Origin of the sequence: Mesorhizobium sp. (assembly GCF_041661565.1) — a bacterium.
In the GTDB taxonomy this organism is placed as follows: Bacteria; Pseudomonadota; Alphaproteobacteria; order Rhizobiales; family Rhizobiaceae; genus Mesorhizobium.
Genome location: NZ_JBAZUD010000150.1, coordinates 1 through 11466, shown reverse-complemented (window position 1 = coordinate 11466; position 11466 = coordinate 1). Strand labels below are relative to the sequence as shown.

9 protein-coding genes and 1 pseudogene are annotated in these 11466 nt (G+C 65.3%); 7 read left to right on the top strand and 3 right to left on the bottom strand.

Annotation, left to right across the window (positions count from 1 at the left end):
* Both WC739_RS21345 and WC739_RS21340 read right to left on the bottom strand, forming a co-directional pair.
* Positions 1-1555: pseudogene (locus WC739_RS21345) on the bottom strand (LuxR family transcriptional regulator); the annotation flags it as partial.
* Positions 1556-2161, bottom strand: a complete 606-nt coding sequence (locus WC739_RS21340; protein ID WP_372954988.1) for a GNAT family N-acetyltransferase — start codon at positions 2159-2161, stop codon at positions 1556-1558.
* 278 nt (positions 2162-2439) lie between these two features.
* On the opposite strand from WC739_RS21340, the gene WC739_RS21335 reads away from it, so the two are divergent.
* The 6 genes from WC739_RS21335 to WC739_RS21310 all read left to right on the top strand — a co-directional run bounded on the left by WC739_RS21335 (position 2440) and on the right by WC739_RS21310 (position 8709).
* The gene (locus WC739_RS21335; protein WP_372954987.1) at positions 2440-3741 is read left to right on the top strand and encodes an ArgE/DapE family deacylase; all 1302 of its coding nucleotides are present in this window, start codon (positions 2440-2442) and stop codon (positions 3739-3741) included.
* Entirely contained in the window at positions 3738-4796 is a 1059-nt protein-coding gene (locus WC739_RS21330; RefSeq protein WP_372954986.1) for a phosphotransferase, read from the top strand. Before WC739_RS21335 ends, WC739_RS21330 begins: the two co-directional genes overlap by 4 nt.
* Complete coding sequence (locus WC739_RS21325; protein WP_372954985.1) at positions 4797-6107, top strand: aspartate aminotransferase family protein; 1311 nt, start codon at positions 4797-4799, stop codon at positions 6105-6107. It begins immediately after the preceding gene.
* A gap of 12 nt (positions 6108-6119) precedes the next feature.
* Positions 6120-6776 carry a GntR family transcriptional regulator gene (locus WC739_RS21320; RefSeq protein WP_372954984.1) on the top strand — a complete coding sequence of 219 codons (657 nt, stop codon included), beginning with the start codon at positions 6120-6122 and terminating at the stop codon, positions 6774-6776.
* 98 nt (positions 6777-6874) lie between these two features.
* Positions 6875-8284, top strand: coding sequence for an FAD-binding oxidoreductase (locus tag WC739_RS21315; protein ID WP_372954983.1), 1410 nt, complete (start codon positions 6875-6877; stop codon positions 8282-8284).
* Complete coding sequence (locus WC739_RS21310) at positions 8281-8709, top strand: GNAT family N-acetyltransferase (protein WP_372954982.1); 429 nt, start codon at positions 8281-8283, stop codon at positions 8707-8709. The genes WC739_RS21315 and WC739_RS21310 overlap by 4 nt, the downstream gene beginning before the upstream one ends.
* 73 nt (positions 8710-8782) lie before the next feature.
* Here WC739_RS21310 and WC739_RS21305 read toward each other — a convergent pair whose 3' ends face one another.
* On the bottom strand, positions 8783-9898 hold the full coding sequence (locus WC739_RS21305; protein ID WP_372954981.1) for an anhydro-N-acetylmuramic acid kinase: 1116 nt from the start codon (positions 9896-9898) through the stop codon (positions 8783-8785).
* Between the two features lie 392 nt (positions 9899-10290).
* Here WC739_RS21305 and ftsZ point away from each other — a divergent pair, with 392 nt between their 5' ends.
* On the top strand, positions 10291-11322 hold the full coding sequence (gene ftsZ / locus WC739_RS21300; RefSeq protein ID WP_372954980.1) for a cell division protein FtsZ: 1032 nt from the start codon (positions 10291-10293) through the stop codon (positions 11320-11322).
* The last annotated feature ends 144 nt before the right edge of the window (positions 11323-11466 follow it).

The window sequence follows — 11466 nt, the reverse complement described above, 5'->3', positions numbered from 1 at the left end:
CATCGAGGTCGCCCAGCGCATAGAGGTTGTAGCCGATGACATTGGCGGTCGCGCCCTCCATGAACCACGCATCGGGCGCGATGACGCGCAAGGCGGCGAGCGCGGTGTCGCGGGCCTCCTCGAACTGCTCCAGCGTGCTGTGCACGGCGGAACTGAGCACAGCGAGCTCGGCCTCGATCGTGGTGCCGGCCAAGGTGCCGGGATCGCTGCCGTCCACTGGTCCGGTTTCGATCAGCGTGCGCGCGCTGCTCAGCGTCTGCCTGGCTATCTCGGGTTGGCTGCTGTGAACGGCCAGCCAGAGCACGACAAGCTGCAGCCGGATGCGCTGGTCGATCAACTTCCTCGGAAGCAGTGCGAGCAACTGCCGCACATAGAGAAGCTGGCACTGGGCGATGAGGTCGAGCGCATTGTTTTCGACGAACACCGCCGCGCGGGCCTGGTCGCCGGCGGCCAGCGCGTGTCCGATGGCCTCGGTCAGCATCTTGCGTTCGCCGAACCATTCGGCGGCGGCCAGATGCAGCGGCGCGATCATCTCCGGTTCACGCCGTTCCATTTCGCGGCTGAGGAAGTCGCGGAACAGGTGATGATAGCGGAACCAGCGCCGCTCCTCGTCGAGGGGCACCAGGAAGAGATTGCGCGTCTCGATTTCGGTGATCGCCGCTTCGGCGTCCGCGGCGCGCATCACCGCCCGGCAGGCCTCGGCGCTGAACCGTTCGAAGACCGAGCTGTAAAGCAGGAATCTCGAAATGGCGGGCGGCAGTTCCAGGAAGACTTCGCCCATCAGGAAGTCGGCGACATTGCGGTTGGCGCCGCTGAAATTGCCGATCACGGTTTCGGGCGCATTCGCGGCGCTGAGCGACAGCGACGCCAGTTGCAGCCCGGCGGCCCAGCCTTCGGTGCGCGCGCACAGGGTCTCCACCGTACCGCTGCTGACGCTGAGGCCGAGCTTCTCGTTGAAGAACGCCTCGGCTTCCGAAGAACCGAAGCGCAGATCGTCCGGGCCGATCTCGAAGACGTCGCCAATCACCCTGAGCTTGCCGAGTGGCAGGTCGGGCAGGCTGCGTGAACCGATGACGAACGCGACATTGCAGGGCGCCTGTCGCGTCAGGCGCTCCATGAACCGCTTTATCGCGGGCGTTTCGATGGCGTGATAGTCGTCGAAGAACAGAGTGATGCCGTCGCCGCGTCCCGCAAGTCCAGCCAGCAGTGCGGCCAGCACCACGTCGAGCTGCGGGATCGGGCTCGACTGGAAAGCCAGGTCGAGTTCCGCCGGCGTCTGCATTAGATGGCGCAGGGCCCCAACCATATGGGAAAGGAAGGCACCCTCGTCATTGTCCGATGCCTCGCAGGATAGCCACGCGGTAAGCCGGGCGTGGCGTGCGACTTCCGTCGCCCATTGCGCCATCGTCGTCGATTTGCCGAAACCGGCGGGCGCGGCGAACAGCACGATCCGCGTATCGATATGCCGCGTCAATGCCGACAGGATGGTCTCGCGGCGGACCCAACGCCGATGGTGCGGCGATGCATGCGTGGCGGGTGGCGGGGCTGTTTTCATCTATCTCCGCGCAGCCTGCGGCGTTGCCCGAGAGTACGAGGTTGCGTTGACGCTGCTCGGCGCGTCAATTCCGCTCCATTCCGGTTCGATGAGCGGAATCTGCGGCGCGACGGTGCGCGGCAGGGTTCCCTTCAAACGGGGATCGTCAACGATCTCGAACCCGGTGGCGAAAGGCACGAACCCGCAGGCGCTGTAGAAACCGATGACGCTGTGATGATCGAAGCTGCTCGTATGAAGCCAGACGCGGTTCGGATCGAGACGCCACGCCAGGTCGAGCGCGCCGGCCATGAGCCGCTTGCCGAAACCACGGCCGGTCAGGGACGGGAACAGGCCGAAATAGGTGATCTCGATGTCGTTGTTGTCGGCCACGAAGAATTCGACCATGCCAAGATGCGCGCCGCTTTCATCATGACCGTAGTAAAGATGCTGCCGCGGATCGGCGAAATGTTCGGTGATATCGGCGTCGGACATTTCGGATACGCGGTCCCATAGCCAGGGCGCGCCGATTTCGAGGAAGATCGCCCGGTACGAAGCGCAATCGGGGCTGGTGATCCGGGTCATGGCCAAGGGCCGCGCGAGGCCGGGTTGCGGCGCGCGGGCCTCCATCCATGTCACCGCGTTGGCAAGCTTGCCCGCCGCCAGGCGTCGGTAGCCGGGTGCGAGATCGGTGATTTCGGCCGGTATCGAGTCGTCGACGATCAACGCTTTCCTCTTCAACTGTGGCCGGACAGCAGTACCGGCTTGCGGCGGCCGTTGCCAACTCCCAACTCCGTGGCGGCATTGAATCGGCGGCTGTGGACCGACGTCTGGGCGTGCGCGCCACTTTGCATTTCACATAAATGGCATATGAGATATGATACACCATCCATGGGAAAGTGAATATCATGCCTGAACGGATCTCGGACGAGGCCATACTGAGCGCGGTGGATGATGGCTTCGCGCGACAGGTCGCTTTCCTGGCCGATCTCGTACGCTTCCCTTCGCAGCGCGGCGAGGAACATGCGGCGCAATCGTTCATGGCGGCAGCCTACGAGGCACACGGCTATACCGTCGACATGTGGCGGGTCGATGTCGATTCTATCCGCGACCTGCCGGGGTTTTCGCCTGTGGCGGTTTCCTATGATGATGCTTTCAACGTTGTTGCCACCCACACGCCGCGAAATGCGACCGGCCGCTCGCTGATCCTCAACGGCCATATCGACGTGGTGCCGACGGGACCGGTCGACCGCTGGGTTCGCGATCCCTACGACCCGGCGATCGAGGATGGCTGGATGCACGGGCGCGGCGCGGGCGACATGAAGGCCGGCCTGTCCGCCTGCCTCTATGCGCTGGCCGCGTTGCGCGTCCTAGGCTACCAACCGGCCGCGAACGTCTTCCTGCAGTCGGTGGTCGAGGAGGAGTGCACCGGCAATGGCGCGCTCGCCTGCCTGCAGCGCGGCTACCGTGCCGACGCCGCCTTCATTCCCGAGCCGCTGGAGCCGAAGCTGATGCGGGCGCAGGTCGGGCCGATCTGGTTCAGGGTCGAGGTCGACGGCGATCCGCGCCATGCCTCGGGCGCCTTCTCCGCCGGATCCAACGCCATCGAAAAGGCCTTCCTCATCATCGAGGCGCTGAAGCGGCTGGAGATCGTCTGGAACGCGCGCAAGGTCGATGATCCGCATTTCTGCGACCATCCGCACCCGATCCGTTTCAATCTCGGCAAGATCGAAGGCGGCGAGTGGACGTCGAGCGTGCCGGCGCGCTGTGTCTTCGAGATGCGGGTTGCGACCTATCCCGGCCAGAGCCTCGACAGCGCCCGGGCCGAGTTGGAGGCCTGCATCGCCGACGCGGCGCGCGCCGACCCGTTCCTGGCCAATCGCCCGCCGACAATGACCTATAACGGCTTCATGGCCGAGGGCTATGTGCTGGAGGACGCCGACGAAATGGAGGACGTGCTGCGGCGCAGCCATGTCTCCGTCTGGGGCGAACCGCTGCAGGAGCATGTCACCTCCGCGACCACCGATGCGCGTTTCTTCGGCCTCTATGCCGACACGCCGGCGATCGTCTACGGTCCGATCTGCCGCATGCCGCATGGCTATGACGAGGCCGTCGACCTGGACTCGGTGCGCAAGGTCACCCAGACCATCGCGCTGTTCATCGCCGACTGGTGCGGCCTCGAACCCATCGAACCCGGGGCCAGCGCATGAGCGCGGCCGCGCTCGACATTTTCGGCGAGACACTCGCCGAGGACGCGCCGGATGCGTCCGAAGTCGACGCGCTCGCCATTCTGGGCAGGCACTACGGGCTCACCGGCACCGCGCGCCCATTGCCTGGCGAACGCGACCACAACTTCCACATCAAAACCGAAAAAGATGGCGAGTTCGTCCTGAAAATCTCGCATCCGGCGGAAGAGGCGGGCTTCACCGATTTCCAGAACAAGGCGCTCGATCACATCGCGCTGGTCGACCCCACCTTGCCGGTGCCCTCGGTGCGCAAGAGCCTGGGGGGCGAAGCGCAATTCGCGATCAGCGTAGCCGGGTCAGCGCCGCGCATCATCCGGCTGGTCACCTATCTTCCGGGCGTGTTGCTGTCGCGCTCGCCGACGTCAGTCGCACAGGATCGCAATGTCGGCATCTTTCTCGCCCGCCTCGGCAAGGCGTTGCGCGGCTTCTTCCATCCCGCTGCCGGCAGCGACCTGCTCTGGGACATCCGCAAGGTCGCCAAGACGCGGCCGATGACGGCCGACATCGCCGATGCCGGCCATCGGGCCTTGGTCGAACGCGCGATCGACTCCTTCGAAGAGCACGCGGCACCAATTATCCCGCAACTGCGCGCCCAGATCGTCCACAACGACATGAATTCCTACAATGTGGTGATGGACGCTTCGCGGCCGGAGCTGGTCACCGGCATTCTCGATTTCGGGGACATGATCCATTCGCCGCTGATCTGCGACCTCGCCATCGGCGCCGTCTACCGCTGGCCGGCGGAAGGCCACCCGCTGGCGCCGGCCGCGCGCTTCGTCGCCGGCTACCAGTCGGTGCAGCCACTCGAGGCGGAAGAGATCGGCATTCTTTTCGACCTGATCCGCGCCAGGCTTGCCCTCATAGCCAACATCGCCAGTTGGCAGGCCGAGCGCTTCCCGGCCAAGCGCGCCTATGTCCTGCGCCTCATCACCGAGGTCTGGACCTCGCTCGAACGGCTGGATGCACTCTCGCCCGCGGATGCCCGCCGCTATTTCCTCGACCATTCCAATCCGGAGTAGATGCTCGTGTCCCAGCCCTCGCCATATCCTGCAAATGCCGATGCCACGGCGTCGGAAAGCGCGTTGCTCGAACGCCGCGCCAGGTTGCTCGGACCGACCTATCGCGCCTTCTACCGGAACCCGATCCATCTGGTGCGCGGCAGCGGGGTCTGGCTCTACGATGCACAGGGTCGCAAATTCCTCGACGCCTACAACAACGTCGCCTCGGTCGGGCACTGCCATCCGCGCGTCGTCGAGGCGCTGGCCGGGCAGGCCGCCACGCTCAACACGCACACGCGCTATCTCAGCGAGATCATCCTCGACTACGCGGAACGACTGCTCGGCACCGTCCCATCCCATCTCGGCCACGCCATGTTCACCTGCACCGGCAGCGAGGCCAACGACCTTGCCATCCGCATCGCCCAGTACTCCAGTGGCGGGACAGGTGTGATCATCACCGATTTCGCCTATCACGGCGCGACGATCGCCACCGCGCAGCTGTCGCCGGCCGCGGTTGGCGCCAAAGGTGTGCCCGCGCATCACCGCACTGTCGCGGCGCCTGACACGTTCCGCGACCATGGCCGCGCCGCGCGCGATTTCGCCAGCAACGTGGCCGCCGCCATTGCCGACATGCGCGCACAAAATATCCAGCCCGCCGCACTGATTCTCGACTCGGCCTTTTCCAGCGACGGCATCTTCTTTCCCCATGCGGCTGTCATGCGCGAGGCGGCGGATCACGTTAGAAACGCCGGCGGCATCGTCATCGCCGATGAGGTCCAGTCCGGTTTCGGGCGGCTTGGCCAGGGCATGTGGGGCTTCGCCAATTATGGCATTGAGCCGGATATCGTCACCATGGGCAAGCCGATCGGCGATGGCCATCCGATGGGCGCCGTGCTGGTGCGGCCGACGCTTGTCGCTTCGTTCGGCTCGAACACGGGCTATTTCAACACTTTCGGCGGCAATCCGGTCGCGGCGGCCGTCGGCATGGCGGTGCTCGATGTCATCGAAGGCGAGGGGCTGATCGAGAATGCGCGCAGTGTCGGCGCCTATACGGGCGAACTCCTGGACACGCTGCGCGGCCGGCACGGCATGGTCGCCGATGTCAGGCACAATGGCCTCTATTTCGGCGTCGAACTGACGGCCGAAGGCGATGACGCCCTGGCCGCCACCAAGACGTCGGCGATCGTCGAAGCCATGCGCGAGGACGGCGTGCTGATCTCGTCGTGCGGTCCGCGCGGCAATGTGCTCAAGATCCGCCCGCCTCTGCCGTTCGCCCGCGACAATGCCGAGCAACTGGCCGAGACGCTCGACCGCGCATTGTCGCATTGGTGACGGGCCGCGTGCATGCTGAAGCTCGAGCACCAGACCCTGAATGACCGCGCCTATGGCGCGCTCAAGCAGGAGTTGATTTCGGGCGGCTTCAGCCCTGGCCAGGCACTGGTGATCCGCAAGCTCGCCGAAACCTTCGGCATTTCGACGACGCCGATCCGCGAGGCGCTGCAGAGGCTTGTCGCCGAGCGGCTGCTCGAAATGCAGAACAACCGCTCGGTCATCGTGCCCCTGCTGACCTCGCCTGCCTTCGAGGAACTGACACGCATCCGCATCGCCGTCGAAGGGCTGGCGGGCGAACTGGCCACATCGCGCATGACGCAGAGCGGGCTGGCCGAGATAAAGTCCACGCTCTCCGGCATGCAGCACGCCATCGAGGCAGGCGACGCCAAGGCCTATCTCAAGCTGAACGAAGCGTTCCACTTCGCCATCTACCAGCATGCCGACGCGCCGATCCTGCTCAACATGGTCCGCGACCTCTGGGGTCGGGTGGGGCCCTATCTCACGCTGCTCATGCAGGCCGATGCCTACGTTCCGCAGTCCAATGACGCGCATGTCAGGATTGTCGCGGCGCTGGATCAGGGCGACGCCGCGGCCGTTCGGCTGTCCATCGAACAGGACATCTCCGTGGCGGCCGCTGTCCTGTCCGCAACGCTTCGCGTGGCCGGGTGACCGCAGGCATGGCATGGCCGACGGTCTTCCTTTTGTCCAGACGGTCGCGCAGCACGACGAGGGTTTGACCGGCGCGCGATCATGACTAGGATTGGTCGATGTCACCCGAAACACAACAGCTTCTAGCGGCTCTCGGCGACCGCCTGGGCGTGGGCGGTGTACTCGCCGGCCCCGACGTGGACCAGCGCTACCGCGACGATCCCGACGGCAAGCTGGGCGCGCTTTCCGAAGCGGTTCTGCGTCCGCGAGACACAGAGGGCGTCGCGGCGGCGCTGATCGCCTGCGGCCGTCTCGGCCAACCTCTTGTCGTGCAGGGAGGGCGCACCGGGCTGACCGGCGCCGCGCGCGCCCAGCCCGGTGAGGTGGTGCTGTCGATGGAGCGGATGACGGGCCTGGCCTCGCCGGATCGCCAGGAAGCCAGCATCGTCGCCGACGCCGGCGCCACGCTGCAATCCGTGCAGGAGGCGGCGGATGGCGCCGGGCTGATGTTCGGCGTCGACATCGGGGCGCGTGGTTCGGCCACGATCGGCGGCAATATCGCCACCAATGCCGGCGGCATCCGCGTCCTGCGCTACGGCATGTACCGGGCGCAGGTTTTGGGCCTCGAAGCCGTGCTTGCCGATGGCAGCGTGCTGACATCGCTGAAAGGCCTGCCGAAGGACAATTCCGGCTACGATCTCAGCCAGCTCTTCATCGGCACCGAAGGGACGCTTGGCGTCGTTACCCGCGCCGCGCTGCGGCTGCATCCGAAGCCGGCGTCCGAGATCAACGCCTTTTGCGCGCTCCCTTCGCTCGACGCGGCGATCGCCCTGTTGGGACTGCTGCGGCAAAGGCTCGGCCCGCTTCTGTCCGCCTATGAGGTCAATTTCGCGCCGCTCTACGATATCATGGTTGCCAGCATGGCCATGCCGACGCCGCTGCCTGCGGGCTCTCCGGTCTACGTGCTGGCCGAGATCCAGGGCAGCGAACCCGAGCGTGACGGCGACCGCTTCGCCGAAGTGCTGATGCGGGCGGTCGAGGATGGCATTGTCGACGACGTCGTCGTCTCGCAGTCGCCGCGCGAATTTCGGGCTCTGTGGGACGTGCGCGAGGATGCCAATCGCGTTCTGTTTTCGATGAAAGGTCTGGTCGGGGTCGACATCAGCATCCCGCTGGCGCGCATGGGAGCCTTCCTGAGGGAAGCGGACATTGCAATCCACGCCGCTGATCCCGGCGCCGACATCTATGTCTTCGGTCATCTCGGCGACGGCAATCTGCATTATCAGGTCCGCACGGTGGATCCGGCGCTGGCCTACGACATCGTCTATCGCGGCGTGGCGGCGGCCGGAGGCGGTGTTTCTGCCGAGCACGGCATTGGCCTCGACAAGAAGCCATGGCTGCATCTGGTGCGCAGCGACGCCGAGATCGCGACGATGCGGCGGCTGAAGGCAACCTTCGACCCCGGAAACATCCTCAACCGTGGGCGGGTCTTCGACCTCGTCCCGCCCGTACCAGCCGGAAAGCCGTGAACACAACGCTTGAAACGACCGCCGATCCCATGCCGGAAGAGCTCGCCTTTCTCGGTCAGCGCCTGACGGCATTCAATGACGGCGATGTCGGCGCATCAGGCCGCAAGGCCCTTGCCGTGTTTGCGCGTGACGATGCCGGCGCGGTCGTCGCCGGCATTTCCGGCTACACCGCATGGGGCTGGCTCTATGTGCAGTGGCTGTGGGTGGATGAAAGGCTGCGCGGCCAGCGAATGGCCCGCAAGATGCTGGATGCCGCCGAGCATGAAGCCGTGACGCGTGGCTGCCGCAACGCCTGGATCGACACCTTCAATCCGGTCGCCGCCAGGACCTATCAGCGCCATGGCTACCAGCCTTTCGGCACGCTTGCCGATTTCCCCGTCTGCCGCGACCGCATTTTCCTGCGGAAGACATTGGTTGGCGGCTGATCAGGGCATTTCAGGGAAATCGTGAAGCGCTTAGTGCGCAGCGACTTCCCTTCGGAGTTTCTTCGACCGGATTCTATCCAGCGAGTTTTCCGCCACGCATCGGTCGCGGCGCGCCGGTCGTGCTCGGGAAACTGATCGGCAGGCCGCGCAGCACGCGAACCCCGAGGAAGGCAAAACACTCGGCCTCCACCGCGTCGCCGCTCCAGCCGAGGCTTTCGGCCATCACCACTTCGACCCCGGCGCGGCTGGCAAGCATTGCCATCATCGTCGGGTTGTGGCGGCCGCCACCGCTGACCACCAGTTTCCTAGGTCGTGTCGGCAGAAGGTCGAGCGCCTTGCCGACGGCGGCGGCGGTGAAGGCGGTCAGCAGGGCCGCGCCGTCCTCGGCATTCAAGCCATCCGCCATCGCGGCGCCGAAGTCGAAACGGTCGAGCGACTTGGGATAAGGCTTGGTCAGATAGGGATGTTGCAGAAGCTTGGCCAGCCGCGCCTCGTCGACGGTGCCCGCGCGGCCCAGCGCGCCGTCGCGGTCCATTTCGCCGAGGCCCCTGGCCTTGATGAAATCGTTGAGCGGCGCGTTGGCGGGGCCGGTGTCGAAGGCGACGACATTGTCGGCGCCGTCCCACCAGGTGATGTTGCCGACGCCGCCGAGATTGAGCACGGCCACTTCGCCGCCGGCACCCACGTTGCGCATCAGCGCGGTATGATAGGCTGCGGCCAATGGCGCGCCTTGTCCGCCGGCGCGAACATCGGCCGAGCGGAAGTCGTAGGCCACCTTGGTGCCCAGGATGGAATGCATGAGCTCGCCATCGCCGAGCTGCCGGGTCTGGCCGATCCTGCCGGGCTGTGGCGCGCGATGCAGCACGGTCTGGCCGTGGAAGCCGACGACGCCGATATCGGCCATCGTCATTCCATGGCCTTCGACGAGATCCTTGACCGCCGCCGACTGGGCTCGCGTCAGCGCTTCCTCGGCCGCGCGGAAGATTTCCGGCTCGGGTCCATTGAAGTTCCAGGCTCTTGCCTGTTTCAGCGTGTCTTCCAGAAGCGAGCGGATCGACGGCGGATAGGGCATCAGCCGATAGGTGCCGAAATCGGCGATGCGCTCGCCGTCGGTCTTGATCAGCGCGACATCGATATTGCCGTCAAGCACGGTGCCGGTCATCAGGCCGACGGCCCAGATTGGTTCCATGGTCATTCCTTGTCGATAAGCGATTCTGCCGTCGCCATGAGGTGTCGGACGGATTCGGCGGTCAACTGGAAATGTGCTTGCCGGATTCCCTACGCATCTGCGAGCCCCGGCCCGAAGATAGACGCGTCGATCACAGCGCCGCAAGCAATACTGCCGATACGGTGGTCCTGGACCTGAGGGCTTTGCCCAATGCAAGCGTGTGATGGGTGCAGGTCGTTGCTGTCGCCATCATAAATCTTGACCTCGGGCGCCCTTGCACCTCTGGCCGCACTCTGGCTTTTTGGGGTAGCTATCGAACGGACTGATTCGCGTCATGCCGCTCGATCGCAATGTGCGGCGGCAGCCTGCGGATGGGCAGTGAAACGCGCGCGATTGGCGAAGGAGAAACAGGCATGGCCGAGTTCAAGAAGCCCGAAATCTCCGAGATGAGGCCCAAGATCACCGTGATCGGCGTCGGCGGCGGCGGCGGCAATGCGGTCAACAACATGATCGCGGAGCAGCTCCAGGGGACCGAGTTCATCGCCGCCAACACGGACGCCCAGGCGCTGACCATGTCCAAGGCAACGCGGCTGATCCAACTCGGCGCCCACGTCACCGAAGGATTGGGCGCCGGATCGCTCCCCGAGATCGGCCGCGCCGCGGCCGAGGAATCGCTCGACGAGATCATGGATCACCTGGCCGGCACGCATATGTGTTTCGTCACCGCGGGAATGGGCGGCGGCACCGGAACCGGTGCGGCTCCGATCATCGCCCAGGCGGCGCGCAAGGCCGGCATCCTGACGGTGGGCGTCGTCACCAAGCCTTTCACCTTCGAGGGCAGGCGCCGCATGCAGATGGCCGAGGAGGGCATCGAACGGCTGCGCGAAAGCGCCGACACGGTGATCGTCATCCCCAACCAGAACCTGTTCCGCATCGCCGACGCCAAGACCACCTTTGCCGATGCCTTCGTCATCGCCGACCGGGTGCTTTATTCCGGCGTCAGCTGCATCACCGACCTCATCGTCAAGGAAGGCCTGATCAATCTCGACTTCGCCGATGTGAAATCGGTCATGCGCGACATGGGCCGCGCCATGATGGGCACCGGCGAGGCATCCGGCGAGGGCCGGGCCATGAAGGCGGCCGAAGCCGCGATCGCCAATCCGTTGCTGGACGAAGTGTCGATGAAGGGCGCCAAGGGCGTTCTGGTCTCGATATCGGGCGGCAGGGACATGACCCTGTTCGAGGTCGACGAGGCCGCCACCCGGATCCGCGAAGAGGTCTACGAGGACGCCGACATCATCGTCGGTGCCATCTTCGACAAGAGCATGGAGGGGCGCTTCCGGGTCTCGGTCGTGGCGACGGGGCTCGATCGCGCGTTCGAGGATGCCGATGCCGGCATCGCGCGTGACCGTGCCGGCCAGCCGCCATTGCGGACGCTTCAATAAGTCATATCTCGCGGGCAAGCACAGGAACCGCCGGAATAGTCCAGCGGTTCCGAGAGATTGAAATCAGCCGAACTTCGGGTCGAGACTGCCCGACTTGTAGCGCTTGGCCATTTCGGCGACCGGCAGCGGCTTGATCTTCTCTGC

Bases quoted from the DNA above. Each gene is read 5' to 3' on its own strand.
- WC739_RS21340 (WP_372954988.1), bottom strand. From the start codon at position 2,161: ATGGAGGCCCGCGCGCCGCAACCCGGCCTCGCGCGGCCCTTGGCCATG.
- WC739_RS21335 (WP_372954987.1), top strand. From the start codon at position 2,440: ATGCCTGAACGGATCTCGGACGAGGCCATACTGAGCGCGGTGGATGAT.
- WC739_RS21330 (WP_372954986.1), top strand. From the start codon at position 3,738: ATGAGCGCGGCCGCGCTCGACATTTTCGGCGAGACACTCGCCGAGGAC.
- WC739_RS21325 (WP_372954985.1), top strand. From the start codon at position 4,797: ATGCTCGTGTCCCAGCCCTCGCCATATCCTGCAAATGCCGATGCCACG.
- WC739_RS21320 (WP_372954984.1), top strand. From the start codon at position 6,120: ATGCTGAAGCTCGAGCACCAGACCCTGAATGACCGCGCCTATGGCGCG.
- WC739_RS21315 (WP_372954983.1), top strand. From the start codon at position 6,875: ATGTCACCCGAAACACAACAGCTTCTAGCGGCTCTCGGCGACCGCCTG.
- WC739_RS21305 (WP_372954981.1), bottom strand. From the start codon at position 9,898: ATGGAACCAATCTGGGCCGTCGGCCTGATGACCGGCACCGTGCTTGAC.
- ftsZ (WP_372954980.1), top strand. From the start codon at position 10,291: ATGGCCGAGTTCAAGAAGCCCGAAATCTCCGAGATGAGGCCCAAGATC.